Here is an 18,745-nt window from a genome sequence, read left to right on the forward strand (position 1 = left end):
CTTACCTCTGGTATATATAGGCTCAAGACGAAGGGCTAAGGACACAAGGTGGAACCTTGCGTCGTTAGCCCTTACTATTTGCCCGAACTGCGGAGAGCCCCGTGAAAAATCAAGACGTTGATCCTTCAGGCCTGATGCCGGTTGAAAGAGATGCCTGTGCCATTATCTGTTACATAAACAAGGCGGCGCAGCCGACCCACGGCAACCTGCAGCGCACCATCGATGCGCTGGTCAAGATGGGGCACCGGGCGGGCGAGATCAACGGTGAGGGTGACGGCTGCGGCGTGCTGACCGACATCCCGCGCCTTCTCTGGCGGGAGATACTGGCCGGGACCGAACATCCTCCCGTGCTTGCCGACGCCCCGGGCTTTGCCGTCGGCCATCTGCTCATTCCGAAAAATGAGCTGGAGACCGACCCTGCGCTCCAGGAGAAAATCATCCGTCGTATCAGCGACGCCGGCATCCGCCTCCTTGTGGAACGCCCCGGCCCGGTGCGGAGCATGGTCCTTTCGGCCAACGCGCGCCAGGGGGAACCGCTCTTCTGGCAGATAGCCCTCCTCTGCCCTGAACCGGCCAAGGCACCGGAACTGCTCTTCGATCTCCAGGTGGCCATAGAGGAGGACTTCCCGGTCCATGTGGCCTCCCTTTCCACGGACGTGGCCGCCTACAAGGTCCACGGGGCGCCGGAACTCCTCCCCCGCTATTATCCCGAATTGAAACGTCGCGAGTTCCTCTCCAGCATCACCATCGGCCATAGCCGCTACTCGACCAACACCCTGCCGACGGTTTTGCGCGCCCAGCCCTTTTCCCTTCTCGGCCACAACGGCGAGATCAACACCATCGCCCGCCTCCGCGAAGAGGCTCGGATGCTGGGCATTGTCCTCCCCTCCGGGGGGAGCGATTCCCAGGACCTCAACCGGACCCTGGAAGGTCTCATGTTCCGCTACGGTCTCACCCTGTTCGAGGCGATGGAAATGGTCTTTCCCCCCATCTTCAGCGAGATGGAGCGGATGTCTCCGGAACTGCAATCCATGTACGACTGGTTCCGCCGTTTCCTTACCGCCTCGGCTCAAGGGCCGGCGGCGATCATCGCCCGGCACCGGCGCCAGTGCGTCTTCAGCGTCGACGCCATGGGGCTTCGGCCGCTCTGGTTCGGCGAGACAGAGAAGGAGCTGTTCGTCTCCTCCGAACTGGGGGTCGTCCCCCACGAGGAAATCCTTGCGGACCCGAAGCCGCTCGCCCCGGGGGAAAAGATAGGCATCATGGTCGCGGCCGGTAAAAGCGTCCAGGTGCTCGACCACAGCCAGTTGCGCCAGGATATCTACGGTCGGTTTCGCAAGCGGACCAATTTGACGGCCCATGCCCGGTCCCTTGCCCGGGGAGATAGCCTGGGAGAGGCTGAACCCTCACGGGAGTGGGGAAAGAGCCGCAAGCTCCTGCTGGAAAATCTCATGTCCGCCCTGGCCTGGAAAAGCACCGATGTGCAGAGCCTGAGGGAAATGGCCAGGAGCGGCCAGGACCCGATCGCCTCCCTCGGCTACGACGGGCCGCTGGCGGCGCTCTCCCTCTCCCGGCAGAACCTCTCCGATTACTTCAAGGAGCAGGTGGCGGTGGTGACCAATCCGGCCATCGACCGCGAGCGGGAGTCGGAACACTTCTCCATCCGCGTTTACCTCGGCTCCCGCCCCTCCCTTTCCGGCCCGGTCGCGGCCGGGGTCGAGCTCGCCGTCCCCCTCCTGCCCGGCGGGCGGCGTGGCGACGGGGTCGGGTCCGATACCGACCTTGCCCGGGAGTTCGGCACCTGTACCATCGAAGCGCTCATGGGGCGCTTCAGGGGGAGGGGGAGCCGCCTCATCTCCTCTGTCATGCAGAAGGGCGAATCGATCCACGAGGCCCTGCAACGCCTGACGGGTGAAGCGGTGTCCGCGGCGCGGAACGGCGCACGGCTCCTCATCCTCGACGACGGCGCAGCCTTCGGCCCGGGAAAGAGCTTTCTCGACCCCTACCTGGTGGTGGCGGTCCTGCACAAGGCGCTCAAGGAGGAAACCGCGGCAAGCGGCGAGTCACTGCGCCGGCGCGTCTCGCTGGTGGTGCGTTCCGGGGCCTTGCGCAACCTCCACGACCTGATCTTCGCCCTCGGCATGGGGGCCGACGCACTCTGCCCCTACCTGATGTGGGAGCTGGCCGAAGCAGAGGGGAATGGCGTCAGAAACCTCCTCTCGGTCCTCGTCAAGGGGCTGGAAAAGGTCATCTCCACCATGGGGACCCACGAAATAGGGGGGTACGGCAAGTACTTCGCCTCCATCGGCCTCTGCCGGCACCTGGCGGAGATCTTCGAAACCCCCAATTTCTGCGGCTCCGGCCAGGGGGGATTGACCCTCGTCCGTCTCGAGGAGGAGAACCGCGGCCGGAGCAGCGTGGCGAGGAGTCGGGAAAAACAGCCGGTGCCGGTCCAGTTCCGCCTCTATCCGCGCATCTGGAAAATGGTGAGCGCCGTGGCGAAGATGGAGGAGACCTATGCCGACCTGTCGCGCCTGATCCGCCAGCTGGAGGGGGAAAATCCCCTGGCCATCCGCCATCTCATCGACTTCCGCTTCCAGGAAGAACTCACTGTCGACCCGGAAGAGGTGGATACAACGGTCGGCGGACACGATCTCCCCATCCTCTTCTCGGCCATGAGCTTCGGTTCCCAGGGGGAGACGCCGTTCCGCATCTATGCCGAGGCTGCCCGCCGTCTCAACATCGTCTGCATGAACGGCGAGGGGGGCGAGATTGCCGACATGCTCGGCCGGTACCGGCAGAACCGCGGCCAGCAGATCGCTTCCGGTCGTTTCGGCGTCAACATGGAGTTCCTCAATTCGGCAAACATCCTTGAGATCAAGGTGGGGCAGGGGGCGAAGCCGGGAGAGGGGGGGCACCTCCCCGGATTCAAGGTGACGGAGAAGATAGCCGCCGCCCGCCACGCCACACCGGGAGTGAGCCTCATCTCCCCCTCCAACAACCATGACATCTATTCCATCGAAGACCTGGCCCAGATCATCGAGGAGCTCCGCACCGCCAATCCCCAGGCGCGCATCTCGGTCAAGGTCCCGGCCGTGGCGGGCATCGCCACCATTGCCCTCGGCATCGCCAAGGCCGGGGCGGACATCATCACCATCAGCGGCTATGACGGCGGAACCGGCGCGGCGCGGCGGCACGCCATCAAGTTCGTCGGACTTCCCGCCGAAATCGGCGTAGCCGAGGCGCACCGGGCGCTGGTTGCGGCCGGCATGCGGCACAAGGTGGAGATCTGGGCGGACGGTGGGGCGCGCACCGGCCGCGACGTGCTGAAGCTCATGCTCCTCGGCGCCAACCGGGTCGGCTTTGGCACCATGGCCATGGTCATCATCGGCTGCACCGTTTGCCGCGGCTGTCATCTCGGCACCTGCCATGTGGGGATCGCCTCCCAGATCGAAACAACAGCGGAGGCCGAAGCAAAGGGGCTCAAGCGCTTCGTGCCGCGGGTGCTGGAAAACGGCGTCATCTACGAAACCACTTTTTTCCGCGGCATGGCGCGGGAGATCCGCATCCTTACCGCCAAGCTCGGTTTCAAGCGGACCCAGGACCTGGTCGGCCGGGCCGACCTCCTCTTCCAGGACCGCGGCCTTGATCAGTTGGATCTGACCGACCTGTTGGCGCCCGCCAGGAGCGGCGAAGCGGGCCGGGTGGAGAGCAAGGTGCGCATCATCCGCAAACCGCTCAACTACCTCACCTCGCTTATCTCCAACCTGGTCAGCGAAGCCTTTGCCGAAGGGGAGGAGCGGGTGCGCTACGATGACAGCGACGCTTCCAGCTCGGACCGGGCCATCGGCACCCATCTGGCGGGAGCCATGGTGCGCGGCCTTCAGGATGGGCGGTTGAGTGGCGAGGAAAAGGCGCTGCTCCATTTCCAGCGCGATTCGATTCCCGGCAACGGTCTGGCTGCCTTCAATATTCCGCACATCAACATCCGCGTCGAAGGCGGGGCCCAGGACGGGGTAGGGAAGTCGGCCCGCGGCGGCAAAATCGTCATCCTCAAGGGGGAAAACCGGAACGGCGTGCGGGTGGGTGGTTCTGTGGGGAAGGGGCTCGCCTACGGCGCCCAGGGGGGCTCTTTCATCGTCCAGGGGGATGCCGACAGCCGCGCCTGCATCCGCCTTTCCGGCGCGGACGTGGTGCTGGGGGGGCGGATACTCACTCCCTTGGACGATTCCTGCGGCAACATGGCGGGACGCGCCAATCTCAAGGGGTTCGCCTTTGAATACATGACCGCCGGCCGGGTCGTGGTTCTCGGCGATCCCGGTCCCTGGATCTGTTCCGGCATGACCGGCGGAACGGTCTACTGCCATCTGGACACCGGGATGGGAATGACCCGCGAAGCCCTGCGCCGCCGCATCGCCAGGGGGGCCGGGGTGGAGATCCGCGACCTGGAAGAGGAGGACGTCGCAAGCATCGAGGAGCTTCTACTCCCCTATCACCGGGAGCTTCTCCACTCCCACCAGGAAGAGGAGGCAGACCGGGTGGGAAATATCATCGCCGCCTGCCGCAACAGGTTCGTCAAGATCGTTCCCGAAAAGGTCGTCCTCTCGCCGAAGAGTACGGAGTAGAGACAAAGATCAACTTGAAGCGTCGATCTTCAGCCAAGCCAGATGATCCCTGGATCGACACCATTGAACCGCCCGCTCCCTTCAGTCGCTCAAGACGCAAAGGAGACAAGAAAAGCGCTAAGCCATTGCAGAGGGTAATACCCTCTTGATTCCGACTTCCTTCGCGTTCTTAGCGTCTTTGCGGTTACAAAGGTTTTCGGGTGTTTTGCTGAAGACCGACACTTCAGGAATTTCAAAGCCAACTGACTTGGAGTATTACATGTTTATTCTGACCCTCAATTGCAGGAGATTTTCCGTCCAGTACCAGCTGTTCGACTGGGCACAGAAGAAGGTCCTCGCCCGGGGCGCCGTCGAAAGGGTGATGGTAGGCGATTCCTTCATTACCCATAAGGTGCCGGGGCGTAGCGTCCACCATTTTGAACAGGAATGTCCCGATCACCGCGCCGCGGTAGAACTGATCCTGACTACCCTTAGCGACGGCAAGGTCGGGGTGATCGACACCTCCGGCCAAGTCACCGCCATCGGCCATCGGGTGGCGCACGGCGGTGAAAAATTCACCAGTTCGATGCTCATCGACGATGAGGTGCTGGCCGCCATCAACGAGATGGTGCAGCTGGCCCCCCTGCACAACACGCCGAATATGGCCGGTATCCTGGCCGCCATGGAGATCCTGCCGGATATCCCGCACGTGGCCATCTTCGATACCGCCTTCCACCAGACCATGCCTCCCGCCGCCTATATCTACCCGCTTCCCTACGAGTGGTACGAAAAATACGGCGTCAGGCGCTACGGCTTTCATGGCCAGTCTCACCTCTACGCCTCGAAACGGGCGGCTGACCTATTGGGCAAGCCGGCAGAGCAGTGCAGCCTGATTACCGTCCATACCGGCAACGGGGTCTCGCTCTGTGCCATAAAGAACGGCATCTCCATCGATACCAGCATGGGGCTCACCCCGCTGGAAGGGGCGATGATGGGGACCCGCTGCGGCGACATAGACCCCGGCATTCCTCCGTTCATGATGCGGGAGACGGACATGTCTCCCCATGAGCTCGACATGGTCCTCAACCAGAAAAGCGGCGTAATCGGCATAACCGGTCGCCATACCAGCCGCCGCACCGTTCTGGAAGAAGCCCGCGTCGGCGATCCCCGCTGCAAGACAGCGCTGGAGCTGGAATCATACCGGTTGAAAAAATACATCGGTTCTTACTGCGCGGTGACAGGGCCGCTCGATGCCATCGTCTTTGCCTATGGCGAGGGGTGGGCGGACTGGCCGGTGCGGGGGATGGCGCTCCAGGGGATGGAGCACTTCGGCATCAGGCTGGATGCCGAGAGGGACCGGCTGGCCCTTGCCGGAGGGGGAGAAATGCTGATCAGCAGCGATGATTCTCCGGTCAAGCTCTTTGTCGTCCCCACCGACGAGGAACTGGTTTTTGTCGAGGATGTGGCCGCCATCCTGGCGGGAGAGAGCAGCGATCCCGCCCGCTTCGATTATTCCTTTGCCCGCTCTGCCGGCGAGTAGTCCTGCCTTTGAGCCGGCCATAACGCAACTATCAGGAGGTACTCATGTCACTGGAAGGGAAAAAGGCGCCAGCCTTCGATCTGGAAGGAAGCGATGGGAAAAGGCATACACTCGCGGAATATGCGGGGAAAACGGTCGTCATCTATTTTTATCCGAAGGACAATACACCGGGGTGCACCAAGGAGGCGTGCGGCTTCCGCGACCTGCACAAGACCCTCCTCGACCGGGATGTGACGCTCTTGGGGGTAAGCAGGGACAGCCTGAAGTCCCATGACAAGTTCATCAAGGATTTCGGCCTTCCCTTCGTCCTCCTTTCCGACCCGGAAACGACCATGATGCAGGCCTATGGCGCATTCGGAGAGAAGGTGCAGTACGGCAAGAAGAGCATGGGGACGATTCGCTCCACGGTCGTTGTCGGTCCCGACGGCGTTGTCGTCAAGCACTGGTCCCGGGTAGCCAAGGCTGAAGAGCATCCCGCTGCGGTGATGGAATTTCTGCAAAAGATGCACGGTTGAGGAAGGGAAAAACCAGTTGCATGTTTCCATGAAGTCAGCTCAAGACACCTGGCGTCTCGTCGATACGGGGCCGCTTGACGGCGCCGCCAACATGGCCGTTGACGAGGCACTGCTTGCCGGCTTTGTCCCTGAGAAATCTCTGCCGGTCCTCCGTCTCTACGGCTGGCATCCGCCTGCGCTTTCCCTGGGCCGTTACCAGCAGGCAGCCGAAGTGCTCGATCTGGCGAGCTGCGCCGGTGAGGGGATTCAGGTCGTACGGCGCATTACCGGCGGCGGCGTCATTTACCATGCCGAAGAGCTGACTTACAGCATTGTCTGTGCTCCAGGGCACATTCCCCAGGCCCGCACGGTCAAGGAATCCTTCGAGCGCCTCTGCGGCTTTATCCTTCTTACCTACCGCAAACTGGGGCTCAATGCATCCTTTGCCGTCGAGCATACCCATCCGGCTGTGAAGCTCGGGGGGCGTGCGGACTTCTGCTTTGCCGGCAAGGAAGAGTACGACATCATCGTCGCCGGCCGCAAAATCGGGGGGAATGCCCAGCGCCGCAGGAAAGGGGTGATCTTTCAACATGGCTCGATCCCTTTGCAACCATGTGTTTCGGCAGCGCTCGGGTTTCTTCGGCAAGCGCCGCCGGACCTTGAGCGGAGCACTGCCAGCCTGGCAGAACTGGGCGTGGCGGTGCCTGTCGAACATCTGAAGGAACTCGTCGCCGCGTCGTTCAGGGAGTGTTTTAATGTTCTTTTGAGCCCCGATACGCTGACCGGCCGGGAGCAATGCTCCGCAGAAGCGCTTCGAACCGGCAAATATTGCCGGGACTCGTGGAATGTCTCGGGGGAGGGCTGATACCCTAGCCCTCTCCTTTAGGCCCGCAATTTGGGTCCACAAGGGGCGAGGGGACTTTAAAGCTCCCCTCCCTTGATGGGAGGGGTTGGGGGAGGGTGGAATGTGCTGGTTTTATGGCTTGGAGAGTCAGTGCAATTTTCTAACGAACACTATGCTTTATAAGAAATCAAAGCTAGACCGGATGGCAGGAAATGCAGAGGATGTTCTGCTCCAGCCTCAATAGATGGCCGGTGGTCCCTTTGCCGTGGGGTTCGTGGCAGGTGATGCAGGTTATCCGGTTTTCCCTGTCGAGGGGAAGACCTTTGGGTAGGATGGGGGGGACAACGCCAAGTTTGTGGTCGGTGGCATTGGCCGGATGACATGCCAGGCAGAGCTCGTTCAACGGCATATCTTTCAGTTTCGCTCCGCGCAGATGGCAGTCATTACAGGCTTTATGCGCTGTTGTGATTGACTCTGCACTCGCCGGGCTTGCACCGCTTGTCATGCCAACCATCCATAGTGCGGTTAACGCACAAATCATTATTCTCATCGTAATCCCGCCTCCCGCGGCTCTTTTAGCCAGCTATCGTTAACGCACTTATCCTGTTTATCACGGGTCGGTATTCTCAGGGGCAATACCCATACTTGTGGCACCTGTCGCATTCGATCTCATAGTAATACCGGTACGGCGTCCCCCATTTTACCGAGGTTTGCCCCTTATGACAAGAGACGTTGGAGCAGGTTTTTGTTGACGGATCGTATGTCGCTGAGGATAGGCTGTAAGGTGTATTGTATGGGAAGTTGTTGACCTTGTCGAATGCCACATCGACCGTGCCGTTGACATGTTTTGCGAAATTGGCGACGGGGACATCGCCAAGGGTTGCCACGTACTTCGCGTCACGCGTCCAGCTATTGATGGTTTTTACCGTATCGTTGTGGCAGTAGCTGCAACTGATCGGGTCGAATTGCATGTTGTAGTTATGCAGGTTCTCGTAGCCTTCGCCATCGATCCATGCGTGGCTGTTGCCCGATCCGCCGTCATTGGCCGGCAGGGATGAGCGTGGCGCCAGGCCATGGCAGCCCGAACAGGAGAGCGGCCCGGATTCCCAGGTCATGCTCCTGTACACCCTCGCAGTTTCAAGATTGGGGGGGATGTACGATGAGCAGTCGCTTGACTGCGGCACCCCTCCCGGTGTTGTCCAGTCGTTGTAACTGTGGCAATAGATGTTGTTGCAGGCGCCTTTGGTGTAACCGAAGCCCCTGCTGTCAATAAGAATATCCGTTCCGGGAGTGTACGAGGCGGTCGCGGGATTTCTCTTTTTGAGCGAACCTTCCGGCGCCGCCGGATTGTACAGTTCTACCTCCACCGCCCCGTTCCGGTGCCTTGACGTGTCCATGGGATGGCAGTTGCCGCAGTTCATGATGTATGCGGGGGCATTGGCGCTGAAGTCCTGGGCGATCCGCACATCTCCGTATGCCGCGTTAGCCAGCGTCCCGCCAAAATGCTTCAGGTGCGCCGGGGTCGTCGGCGGGCTGTCATGGCAGGCATCGCAGGCGAGGGTGGTCCCCCATTGCCGGCTTGCGTTGTTGAAATGACAGCCGACATTAGTGCAGGTTCCGCCGGTTGAAGAGTAGCCGTAACCGGTGAATAGTTCCGGTGAAGCGGGGCTGACATCATATGCGCCGTTGGCGTGAACAGCAGGGTTTGTGATGGTGAGGCCGTCGGAGGTCGTGCCGGCATGGCATTTGTTGCAGCTCCACGGGGCATGTTCGGGGACCTGATGGCTGTTTGCCTTGATGCCGGCTGCATAAGCGGGGGGGACGCTATGGCAACTGCCGCATGTCTGCGTTGTTCCCCATTGTGCGGAGGCATTGGCAGGTACAACGCCGGTTGCCACCGACGATCCGTCGCTGTGGCAGTAAGTGTTGACGCAGTTGCCGAATGTCTTCGACTGGCTGGGGAGGTAGTTGTCCAACGGCCCGCTGTAGCTCCCGGCAGGGACATCCGCCGGGTCGCGGGGCGTAACGACCAGATTCCTTCCGACGCTGGTGGCGTGGGAAAATGTGCTGTGATCGGCGTGGCATTTTTTACAGTTGTCGACGCCGCCATAATAGTCGTTGTGTCGGGTATGACTGCCCGCGTTGCCGGTCTCGCCGCCGGAGGGCGGTGTACCGTGACAGGCATTGCAGTCTGCGGGATATGCCAGGCGCGGCCCGCCCCAAACAGGCGTAATCCGCTCGAAATGGCAGTTGACGTTGGTACAGGTGCCCAGAATCGGGTTGGCGGTCTGGAGAAAGGCGGAGGTAGCGTTTTTGTACTGAGCCTCCAGCGGCGAGGCGTTGATGTTGGCGGACAGCTTGATCAGCCCGTCACGATGGGCCGAGCTGAAGGAGGCGCTGCCGGGGTGACATCTGGCGCACTCGGAAAAATCCGTGCTTTTGTCCACATGGGCGCGATGATTCCCTTCGAAGCCGCCGCTTGTGATGTTGCGATAAGGGGCATCGACGGGGCGGTAATCGTGCGAATCCTTGCTGCCATGGCATTCATAGCATTGGATCGCCGCCTCTGCCGTTATCGATATGCAGACCAGCCAGACCGTTAATAAGAATATCGAAACCATTTTTCGCCGACAATGATTATTCAAGCGTTCCTCCTTGCACCCTGTCCGCCGGATTCCTGTAGCAGATAACTACCCGTCAAATCACTGCATTTAGACAAAATACCGTTCAAATAACCATTATTGAGATTTTCCATTACTTGTTAATTGCCTTTAATGGCGGAATGATTGATAAGTACTTCAAAGTATGCAATTTCTTCGCCTTAAATAGCAGTTTATGCGAATTGGATACGGAAAAGAAAGGTATGTATGAAGAGTGCAATGCAAGATCGAAAAAACCTGTCTTAACGCAGAGACGCAAAGGCGCAGAGATTTTTGTGAAGTGTCTTTCTTTGCGTCTCTGCGGCTCTGCGTTACATTCAGCATTTGTTTGGGGTGTAGTTCCGATTGGATAAGCAAGGTATGTGGCAGATAATCGACAGACAATGCGCGCGATTGCTCCTGTCGATTGCGCCTTGATTTATCACCTCTATCCGGCTAAAGTGTGATGTGTGTGAGGCATTCGTCTTTCGCGGTGCGAGTGCCTCCTGCAATCTAAGCAACCCGGTGACCCAATGAAGATTACCCGCCGTCCCGAATGGCTCCAGAAAAAGATTTCGCCGTCGGCCCATGCCGAGATGGAACGGCTCCTGGGAGACCTGCAACTGCATACCGTCTGCCAGGAGGCCCACTGTCCGAACATTTCCGAATGCTTTCGTAGCCGCCAGGCAACCTTTCTCATCCTCGGCAATATCTGTACCCGTCTCTGCTCTTTCTGCAACGTGACCAAGCAGTCGCCCCACCATTTCGATCCTGATGAACCTGCACGGGTCGCAGCCGCGGTGCAGAAACTTCAGCTTTCCCATGTGGTCATCACCAGCCCGACCCGCGACGACCTGCCGGACGGCGGCGCCGGCCTTTATGCGCAAACCGTTACAGCGATCCGCAAGGCAGCGCCGCAAACCGCCATTGAACTCCTGATCCCGGACTTCATGGGGGATCACGGCAGCATTGCCGCGGTTGTCGCTGCCTGCCCCGACATCAGCGGCCACAACCTGGAAACGGTGCCGCGTCTCTATCACATCCGGTCCGGCGCCGACTACCGGCGGTCGCTGGATGTGCTGAAGATCATCCACGATCTTGACCCGCGGCTTCTGACGAAATCGGGGCTCATGCTCGGCCTGGGGGAGACGGAAGTCGAGATCTTTCAGGTCCTGGACGATCTGCTGGCGGTGGGGTGCTCCTACCTTAGTCTCGGCCAGTACCTCGCCCCGAGCCGGAGCCACTATCCGGTACAGGGTTACGTGCCGCCGGAAATCTTCGACAACTACCGGGAGAGAGCCCTTGCCATGGGCTTCAAGCATGTGGAGAGCGGGCCTTATGTGCGCAGTTCCTATCATGCTGAACAGTACGGAATGAAAGGCTGACTTTCGCTGTCCGTGGCATGGGACATGCAGGTTTCCCTGTTGCCCCTGCAAACGAGATTTGCTGAAAAATGGAAATACGCGCACGACAGTGTTAAGCCGGCGCAAATGGATGACAAACGGTATGAAAAATTTACTTAGTTCTACGAAATATCTTCTTTTCCTGGCAATAACTTTTCTGGGATTATTGCCGCAGGTTTCTTATGCGGCACGGCAATCGCCGGTAGACGGCGGGGTGGTAACGTCAGGTGTCGGCTGGCGGCTCGATCCGTTCGGCAGCGGCAGGATGGTCTATCATAACGGTTACGACATCGCAGTGCCGCTCGGGACGCCTGTCTATCCGACCCAGGCCGGCAAGGTTTATTTTGCCGGGCCGTACAAGGGGTACGGCAATCTGGTTGCAGTCGATCACGGCAACGGCTATGTGACCTTCTATGGTCACAACTCCGTCGTGAAGGTCACCGTCGGGCAATCCGTGGATACGAATACGGTGATCGCCCTGGCAGGAAGCACCGGCAGGTCCACCGGTCCCCACGTGCATTACGAGGTCAGGCAGCTGCCGGGGTATGAGAAGCAGAGGCGCGTACAGCTGGAAACGAAGTTGAAGGATGTGTTGAAGGAAAAGGTGGATGGTTGGGTTGAAAACTACGTTGCCGGCAAGGGTGGTCCCGATCCGGAAAATATCCTCCCCGAAGACCTCAACGAGTAGGTTGCAGCTGTATCAGCCGGTAATCATCTGCATTTTGTCTTGTTATCCGCCCGCAATTTGACCAACGGGACCAATTCCCGGTCCAGTTCGGCCATCCGTTCAGGACCAAGCCTTTCAAGTTCTTTTCTCAACCGTTCGCTCTCCTTGATCAGTCCGGCCACATCAACCGTCTGGCAGACCGGCGCCACATGGCGCAGCAGCTTGACGCCGGTCTCCAGCAGCAACACCGCCCCCCGGTAATTCCCTTCCCGCCAGTGGTGGAGAGCCACCCCTATCTGGAGAATCCCCTGGTACAGGTCGCGTACTCCCCACGGCGCCCCGACCCAGAGATCTTCCAAAGTCTCGTGGCAGGCAAACCATTCCCCTGCGTTGAATTCCCCGATGCCTTGAATCAATTGCTCCGGTGGCGCCTGGCGGCAATCATCCGTCGACTTGGTGACGTTCATGGTCTTCTCTCCGGTTAGCCCAGCAACTCATGTTTCACAGTCTCATCGATGAGACTATCTTCTATCGCTTCCCTCGCCCACGGTTCCGTGCAGCGGGCAATCACCCGCGCCGCACCCTCGGCGACCGCCGGGATGGGGCTCCAGAGGGCGTTGCGGATGGCGCGCAGTTCATGGTCCCGGACCTTCTTCCCCTCGGCCAGCTCCCGGCAGCTGCCGCAGAGGAGCGCCAGGTTTTCCTCGGTAGGCTCCGCATCGGGGCGGTAGTCCCACGGTCGCAGGTCGCCTTTGCCTTCGCACCATTCGCAGGAGAATTTCGCCCGCTTGGCCAGCGCCTTGCCGAATTCGGCAATCGCCTCCTGCCGTTCCCTGTTTGCCTGGTAACCCTTCGCCATATTATCTCCTTACACTTTTCAAATCTATTCGCATTCTATTAAACCATGAAAAAAGGATAATGTGAAGCGGCTACCCGGCAGATCAAAAAAATAGTCCCCCCTCCCCCTTCGATGGGGGAGGGATGGGGTGGGGGTGCAAAACAGTGATTCTTCGATATTCATATTCACCCTTCCCCTAGCCCCCTCCCATCGAAGGGAGGGGGGATCATTTGGGGTCATCTGACGCTTTTTGCATAAATCAACGCACTATTCATGCAACCTGAGCTGTGTTTTTGTTCTGCAAAAGTTGAGTCTTTATCTTTAGTTTTTGCACGCCATGTCGATAAGATAGCTTGCGGGAACGTATTTTTGCGGGTGTCGTTTGAATGCGGATTGTTAATGATTGACCAGGAGAAATCGTCATGAAACTTGACAGGATGGTTGTCAAAAGGTTTGAAGATCTGGCGGCAAAGGCAAAGGAGGTGGAAGCGACCGTCCTTATCAACGACACCTCGGCCGTTGTCGATTCGAACAAATTCCAGGAATGGGCGACAGAAGCCATGAATCTCCTGCAGCGGGTGTTCGGCGAGGAGAGTGTCCATTATCATAACTTTGATGTCATTTATTCCAAGATCATCAATATCGCCTACCTGGAGAGCTTCAGTACCTGCAAAGGTATCCTCAAGGCGGCGCAGGAAGACTATGAAGGGGGCAACACCTTTGAACTGCACGATCATCTCCATGAAGCCGTCCTGAAATATGTCTCTAACCAGGCATCGGAACTGCTCCGGTCAGGGCAAAAGGAGGCCGCCTGCATTTTATCCGTCGTCGCTCTGGAATCGGCACTGAAAGAGTTGTGCGAGCGGGCGGGCATTCCCCGGGGAAGCCATGAAGAGATGAACAAAGGTCTTTACAAGGCGGGCGTCTATACCATCGGCACGCAACAGCGGGTCAGCGACTGGGGCTGCATCAGGGATGATGTCCTGCGCGGCTTGAGCGACCAGTATTCTATCTCCGACGTCGATGTAATGTTGAAAGGGATCGAGCGCTTTATGGCCAAGCATCTGACCGATGCTTCTGCCTAAGGCCGGGAGCAGATGTCGATGATGACGGCCGATAGCAAACCGAGCAGGTAAAAGATGGAGGCTTGAAAGGCCCGCTGGAAGCGGCGGTTTTTTACCAGGTAGAGATAACAGCTGAAAAGGTTGAAAAAGCCGAGGCAAAGTGCTTCGATGGCGAACCGGGCGGAACAGGCGCCGGTGAACCAGAGGGCCAGTGACGCGGGCAACAGCAGGGCGGCGAAGACAAAGATGCACACTTTCGTATACGCCTCTCCCCGGACCAGGGGCAGTGTCGGTACGCCTGCCCGCCGGTAATCGTCCTGGTGCTTGAGGGCCAGGGCCCAGAAATGGGGCGGCTGCCAGAGGAGCATGACGAGAAACAGGATCAGGGGTGCGCTGCTGATGGTACCGCTGACGGCACTGGCGCCGACGAGAACCGGCAGCGCCCCGGGAATCCCCCCGGGCACGACTCCCCAGGGAGAGCGACGCTTGAACCAGAGCGTATAGAGGGGCGTGTAAGAGAATATTGCCAGGAGGATCAGGGCCGTTGTCAGCCGGGGGAGGAACGTTATGCTGAGCGCCAGCGCGGCGAACAGCATTCCCGCCGCGGCTACCGTTGCTCGCTGCGCTCCAATGCGCTCAAGCGAGGCAACCCGTCTATGCAGCCGCGCCATCCGGGCATCCAGCTTTGCATCCAGGACGCCATTAATCATGGCAGCAGCGGCGGCGGCCAAAAGCAGCGCGGTCAGGCAGATCAGGCACTCTTTTGTTCCGGGCATGCCCCTTCCAGCCAGGACCATGCCGGTAAATCCCGCCAGGGTCGCTGCTGCGACAATTCCCGGCTTGGTCAGGACGAAAAAGGCTGCACACCATCCGGCTTTCCTCTCTGCACAACCGCTCCCCGCATTTTCCCCTGTTTCCGCTATAAGGTCGATAATGCACCCCCCTTGATTTCATCCTTGATTTGAAATTGTAATTACTTCACGCGCCCACATCCAGACCAGCGCCGAGAGCATGGCCAGCGCAACCGCCAGGTGCAGGGCCGTTGCCGCGAAGTTGAGCCCGGATTGCACAACTCCCGCTCCTACGCCGATCTGCAGGATTCCGGTTATGACGAGGAAGAGGGCCGGCTTGCGCTGCCTGCGGAGGCGTTCGTCCATCAAGGCGGCGATGTAGAGGATGGCCGTTGTGATGAGGATGAGATAGGCCAGCAGCCGGTGGGAAAAATGGATACGCATCGGCCCATCCAGAAGCGGCGGCAGCCAGTGCCCCAGGCAGGTGGGAAAGTCGGGGCAGGCGAGCCCTGCCTGGGCATGGCGCACGTATGCGCCGAGGGCTGCCTGGGAGAATATCAGTGCCCCCAGACCGAAAAAGAGCAGCGCATATCCTTTGAGGCTGAAGCCTGCCGGTTCCTTTTCTCCGTCAAATGCGGCCATGTAGAGGACGGAGATAAAGACCAGCAGGCCGGTCACGAAGTGGATGGTGGTGAGCTGCAGCGGCAGTTCCAGGAGAACGGCAAATCCGCCGATGACGATCTCCGCTGCGACGAGACCGACGGCTGCCAGGGGGACCGCTTTTGCCGCTCCATGGTAGCTCCTGAAGCGAACGTAACCCAAGGCCAGGAGAAAAACGGTTGCAGTGGCGGCGATCACCCGGTGCATGAATTCCATCCAGATGTCCAGCCGGAACGGTGGGAGCAGCCGCCCCTGGCAGAGAGGCCAGTCCGGGCAGGCCATGCCCGCCTTCATTCCGGCAACCAGGTTGCCCCAGATCAGGAGCAGAAAAAAGAGTGCAACGGTGATACGACCGAGCATGGAAACCTCCTTGAAAGCTGTTCTACGTTCGAGGTTCTATGTTCTACGTTGAAAACCTCAAACCGTAACCTCGAACCTCGAACCTCGAACCTCGAACCTTGAACGTAGAACGTAGAACGTAGAACAGCCTTACCTGAACATCGTGTCCGCCAGCGTGCCGAAGATGATCAGCGCCAGGAAGAAGAGGGGGAAGATGGCAAACGCCCAGACCAGCCTGTTCTCGTAGCGAAGCTGCATGAAATAAAGGGCGACGAGCGCAGCCTTTGCCGAGGCTATGGCCATGGCGACCGCCACGTTCCCCATCCTCAGGTCCAGGTAGGAGACCCCCCAGGTCGCCCCGGTCAGGATGAGGAGGGCGATCCAGACGATGATGCAGGTACGATAAGCGGCCATTGAATTCCTTGCATTTTTGCCACAGAGCCACAGAGACTCAAAGAAAACCACAAAATCAGCCTTTCTCTGTGAACCTCCGTGTCTCGGTGTCTCCGTGGTGGATTTTCTCTTTTTTCAGCCGATCAGGTACAAAAGCGGAAACAGGTATATCCAGACCAGATCCACAAAGTGCCAGTAGAGCCCGGTTATTTCCACCGGGGTGTGCTCCTCCGCCGAGAATTTCCCCCTGCCGGCCATGACGAGCATCGTGGCGAGTGCCGCCATGCCGGCAAAGACATGGATGGCGTGGAGGCCGGTCATCATGTAGTAGAGGGAGAAGAAGTTGTTCGTCCGCGGCAGCTCCCCGCGGGCGAAATGCTCCGCGTACTCGGCGTACTTGATGCCGAGGAAGGCGGCGGCGAGCAGGATGGTAAGAAGAAGGCAGCGCTTGAGCGTCCCGGTTTTCCCCTCCCTGATGGCCGCAATCCCCAGCGCCACCGTCAGGCTGCTCGTGATGAGGACCACCGTGTTGATCGCTCCGAACAGCCGGTTCAGCTTCAGGTATTCGGTGTGGAACATCTGCGGGTCCCCGACCCGCAAGACGGTATAGGCGGTGAAGAGCCCGCCGAACAGGAGCACCTCGGTGGCGAGGAAGGCCCAGATGCCGAGCTTGGCGGTCTCCAGCGCGGCGCCTTGCTGTTCGGTTGTGTGTTTCGTTTCCGTCATATATCTATCCGCCGGGATCGAGGAGCGAGGGACGAGGTTCGAGGCTGAAAAATCCTCGTTCCTCTATCCTCGCTCCTCATTCCTCATTCCTCATTCTTTGCTCCTCGAACCTTTATCATCCTTCTTCCCATAGCCGTATGGCCAGTCGGTGACGACCGGGATCTCCGCGAAATTCTCCGTCTGCGGCGGAGAAGATGTCTGCCATTCCAGGGTCAGTCCCCGCCAGGGGTTTGCCGGCGCCGGCCTGCCCCGGAAGAGGTTGTACGCGAAGTTCCAGAACATGATGAACACCCCGATTGCCAGGACCCACGATCCCACGGTGGAGACGATGTGCAGATCCTGGTACTGGGGAGGGTATTCGGCCCAGCGGCGCGGCATCCCCTTCAAGCCCAGGATGAACATGGTGAAGAAGGTGACGTTGAAGCCGATGAAGATGAACCACCAGGCAACCCTGGCGAGCCTCTCGCTCGCCATCCGTCCGCTCATCTTCGGGAACCAGTAGTGGAGCCCGGCAAAGAAACCCATCACCGTCCCCCCCATCATGGTGTAGTGGAAGTGGGCCACCACGAAGTAGGTGTCGTGGAGCTGGACATTGGTGCCGAGGGCCCCGAGGAAGGGGCCGGTAAGCCCCCCCGCGATGAAGAGGAAGATGAAGGTCAGGGCATAGAGCATGGGGGACTCGAAGGTGATGGACCCGCGGTACATGGTGGCGATCCAGTTGAAGACCTTGATCCCGGTCGGCACGGCCACGAAGAAGGTGAGGAACGAGAATATCACGCTGGCGGTGCTCGACATGCCGCTGACGAACATGTGGTGCCCCCAGACGAGGAAGCCGATGAAGGCGATGGCGAGCGACGACGAGGCGATGGCCCGGTAGCCGAAAATCGGCTTGCGGGAAAAGACCGGGATCACCTCGGATATGATCCCCATGGCGGGGAGGATCATGACGTAGACCACCGGGTGGGAGTAGAACCAGAAAAAGTGCTGGAAGAGGAGCGGGTCGCCCCCCTTGGCCGGGTCGAAGAAACCGATGCCGAAGAGCCGCTCGGCGGCCAGAAGCAGGAAGGTGATGCCGATCACCGGGGTGGCCAGCACCTGGATGATGCTCGTGGCGTACATCCCCCAGATGAAGAGGGGGAGCCGGTTCCAGGTCATCCCCGGCGCCCGCAGCCGGTGGATGGTGACGATGAAGTTGATTCCCGTGAGGATCGACGACATTCCCACCAGGAAAAGTCCGAGGGAGAGGGTGGTGACCGCGGCGCCGGTCCGTGCCGAGTAGGGGGTGTAGAAGGTCCAGCCGGTGTCCATGGGGCTAGAGAGGGAGGCGAGGGTGACGATGATCCCGGCGACGAAGATCCAGTAGCTGATGATGTTGAGCCGGGGGAAGGCCACGTCCCTGGCGCCGATCATGATGGGAATGAAGAAGTTCCCCAGTGCCGAGGGGATGGCCGGGATGATGAAGAGGAAGATCATCAGGGCGCCGTGGAGGGTGAAGAAGACGTTGTAGGTGTGGTCGGAGATTAAGCCGGGGCCGGGCGTCATCAGCTTCAGGCGCAGCAGCATGGCGAACATCCCGCCGACGAAGAAGAAGAGGAGGGTGGTGAAGAGGTACATGACCCCGATCCGCTTGTGGTCCAGGGTGTAGGCCCAGGACCGGAAACCTTTCTCGGTCAGGTAGCCGCGGTCGGCGGTCGTATGGCTTTCGGCAAGTTCCGTCATCAACCGTTTCCTGTGGGTAGTGCC

Annotated in this window: 17 protein-coding genes; 8 read left to right on the forward strand and 9 right to left on the reverse strand. The window is 59.6% G+C overall.

Annotated features, from left to right (window positions below; translation table 11 throughout):
- Positions 1-16 precede the first annotated feature (16 nt).
- The 5 genes from GURA_RS25245 (at position 17) to GURA_RS02035 (ending at position 7,503) form a co-directional block, all read left to right on the forward strand.
- Positions 17-121 (forward strand): 50S ribosomal protein L32, encoded by a 105-nt coding sequence (locus GURA_RS25245; protein ID WP_407639376.1) that lies wholly within the window; start codon positions 17-19, stop codon positions 119-121.
- The gene (locus GURA_RS02020; protein WP_011937335.1) at positions 102-4,625 is read left to right on the forward strand and encodes a glutamate synthase-related protein; all 4,524 of its coding nucleotides are present in this window, start codon (positions 102-104) and stop codon (positions 4,623-4,625) included. Before GURA_RS25245 ends, GURA_RS02020 begins: the two co-directional genes overlap by 20 nt.
- 259 nt (positions 4,626-4,884) lie before the next feature.
- Positions 4,885-6,144, forward strand: coding sequence for an acetate kinase (locus GURA_RS02025; RefSeq protein WP_011937336.1), 1,260 nt, complete (start codon positions 4,885-4,887; stop codon positions 6,142-6,144).
- A 44-nt stretch (positions 6,145-6,188) separates the two neighbouring features.
- Positions 6,189-6,659 (forward strand): peroxiredoxin, encoded by a 471-nt coding sequence (locus tag GURA_RS02030; protein WP_011937337.1) that lies wholly within the window; start codon positions 6,189-6,191, stop codon positions 6,657-6,659.
- Positions 6,660-6,687: 28 nt separating this feature from the next.
- A complete protein-coding gene (locus GURA_RS02035) occupies positions 6,688-7,503 on the forward strand; it encodes a lipoate--protein ligase family protein (protein ID WP_041245672.1) in 816 nt (271 codons plus the stop codon).
- Between the two features lie 172 nt (positions 7,504-7,675).
- On the opposite strand, the gene GURA_RS02040 is transcribed toward GURA_RS02035, so the two are convergent.
- The gene (locus GURA_RS02040) at positions 7,676-7,987 is read right to left on the reverse strand and encodes a cytochrome c3 family protein (protein ID WP_041245218.1); all 312 of its coding nucleotides are present in this window, start codon (positions 7,985-7,987) and stop codon (positions 7,676-7,678) included.
- 121 nt (positions 7,988-8,108) lie between these two features.
- Complete coding sequence (locus GURA_RS02045; protein ID WP_011937340.1) at positions 8,109-10,127, reverse strand: CxxxxCH/CxxCH domain c-type cytochrome; 2,019 nt, start codon at positions 10,125-10,127, stop codon at positions 8,109-8,111.
- A 500-nt stretch (positions 10,128-10,627) separates the two neighbouring features.
- Between GURA_RS02045 and lipA the strand changes: the two genes are divergently transcribed.
- Together lipA and GURA_RS02055 are read left to right on the forward strand one after the other, a co-directional pair.
- A complete protein-coding gene (gene lipA, locus GURA_RS02050; protein WP_268741761.1) occupies positions 10,628-11,506 on the forward strand; it encodes a lipoyl synthase in 879 nt (292 codons plus the stop codon).
- 121 nt (positions 11,507-11,627) lie between these two features.
- Positions 11,628-12,212: a M23 family metallopeptidase gene (locus GURA_RS02055; protein ID WP_041245220.1), complete on the forward strand. Its 585-nt coding sequence runs from the start codon at positions 11,628-11,630 to the stop codon at positions 12,210-12,212.
- A 23-nt stretch (positions 12,213-12,235) separates the two neighbouring features.
- On the opposite strand, the gene GURA_RS02060 is transcribed toward GURA_RS02055, so the two are convergent.
- Together GURA_RS02060 and GURA_RS02065 are read right to left on the reverse strand one after the other, a co-directional pair.
- Positions 12,236-12,658 (reverse strand): DUF309 domain-containing protein, encoded by a 423-nt coding sequence (locus tag GURA_RS02060; protein WP_011937343.1) that lies wholly within the window; start codon positions 12,656-12,658, stop codon positions 12,236-12,238.
- A gap of 14 nt (positions 12,659-12,672) precedes the next feature.
- Positions 12,673-13,050 (reverse strand): hypothetical protein, encoded by a 378-nt coding sequence (locus GURA_RS02065; RefSeq protein WP_011937344.1) that lies wholly within the window; start codon positions 13,048-13,050, stop codon positions 12,673-12,675.
- A gap of 401 nt (positions 13,051-13,451) precedes the next feature.
- Between GURA_RS02065 and GURA_RS02070 the strand changes: the two genes are divergently transcribed.
- Entirely contained in the window at positions 13,452-14,114 is a 663-nt protein-coding gene (locus GURA_RS02070; RefSeq protein ID WP_011937345.1) for a hypothetical protein, read from the forward strand.
- Here GURA_RS02070 and cyoE read toward each other — a convergent pair.
- The 5 genes from cyoE to ctaD form a co-directional block, all read right to left on the reverse strand.
- Positions 14,111-15,028, reverse strand: a complete 918-nt coding sequence (gene cyoE / locus GURA_RS02075) for a heme o synthase (protein ID WP_083764737.1) — start codon at positions 15,026-15,028, stop codon at positions 14,111-14,113. The genes GURA_RS02070 and cyoE overlap by 4 nt on opposite strands.
- A 15-nt stretch (positions 15,029-15,043) precedes the next feature.
- Positions 15,044-15,904 carry a COX15/CtaA family protein gene (locus GURA_RS02080; protein WP_011937347.1) on the reverse strand — a complete coding sequence of 287 codons (861 nt, stop codon included), beginning with the start codon at positions 15,902-15,904 and terminating at the stop codon, positions 15,044-15,046.
- Positions 15,905-16,033: 129 nt separating this feature from the next.
- Positions 16,034-16,297 (reverse strand): cytochrome C oxidase subunit IV family protein, encoded by a 264-nt coding sequence (locus GURA_RS02085; protein WP_011937348.1) that lies wholly within the window; start codon positions 16,295-16,297, stop codon positions 16,034-16,036.
- Between the two features lie 114 nt (positions 16,298-16,411).
- A complete protein-coding gene (locus GURA_RS02090) occupies positions 16,412-17,002 on the reverse strand; it encodes a cytochrome c oxidase subunit 3 family protein (protein ID WP_011937349.1) in 591 nt (196 codons plus the stop codon).
- Between the two features lie 90 nt (positions 17,003-17,092).
- Positions 17,093-18,721 (reverse strand): cytochrome c oxidase subunit I, encoded by a 1,629-nt coding sequence (gene ctaD, locus GURA_RS02095; protein WP_011937350.1) that lies wholly within the window; start codon positions 18,719-18,721, stop codon positions 17,093-17,095.
- Between the last annotated feature and the right edge of the window lie 24 nt (positions 18,722-18,745).

This window comes from Geotalea uraniireducens Rf4 (assembly GCF_000016745.1).
Taxonomy (GTDB): Bacteria; Desulfobacterota; Desulfuromonadia; order Geobacterales; family Geobacteraceae; genus Geotalea; species Geotalea uraniireducens.

Bases quoted from the DNA above. Each gene is read 5' to 3' on its own strand.
- GURA_RS02025 (WP_011937336.1), top strand. From the start codon at position 4,885: ATGTTTATTCTGACCCTCAATTGCAGGAGATTTTCCGTCCAGTACCAG.
- GURA_RS02030 (WP_011937337.1), top strand. From the start codon at position 6,189: ATGTCACTGGAAGGGAAAAAGGCGCCAGCCTTCGATCTGGAAGGAAGC.
- GURA_RS02035 (WP_041245672.1), top strand. From the start codon at position 6,688: ATGAAGTCAGCTCAAGACACCTGGCGTCTCGTCGATACGGGGCCGCTT.
- GURA_RS02040 (WP_041245218.1), bottom strand. From the start codon at position 7,987: ATGACAAGCGGTGCAAGCCCGGCGAGTGCAGAGTCAATCACAACAGCG.
- GURA_RS02055 (WP_041245220.1), top strand. From the start codon at position 11,628: ATGAAAAATTTACTTAGTTCTACGAAATATCTTCTTTTCCTGGCAATA.
- GURA_RS02060 (WP_011937343.1), bottom strand. From the start codon at position 12,658: ATGAACGTCACCAAGTCGACGGATGATTGCCGCCAGGCGCCACCGGAG.
- GURA_RS02065 (WP_011937344.1), bottom strand. From the start codon at position 13,050: ATGGCGAAGGGTTACCAGGCAAACAGGGAACGGCAGGAGGCGATTGCC.
- GURA_RS02070 (WP_011937345.1), top strand. From the start codon at position 13,452: ATGAAACTTGACAGGATGGTTGTCAAAAGGTTTGAAGATCTGGCGGCA.
- GURA_RS02080 (WP_011937347.1), bottom strand. From the start codon at position 15,904: ATGCTCGGTCGTATCACCGTTGCACTCTTTTTTCTGCTCCTGATCTGG.
- GURA_RS02085 (WP_011937348.1), bottom strand. From the start codon at position 16,297: ATGGCCGCTTATCGTACCTGCATCATCGTCTGGATCGCCCTCCTCATC.
- GURA_RS02090 (WP_011937349.1), bottom strand. From the start codon at position 17,002: ATGACGGAAACGAAACACACAACCGAACAGCAAGGCGCCGCGCTGGAG.
- ctaD (WP_011937350.1), bottom strand. From the start codon at position 18,721: ATGACGGAACTTGCCGAAAGCCATACGACCGCCGACCGCGGCTACCTG.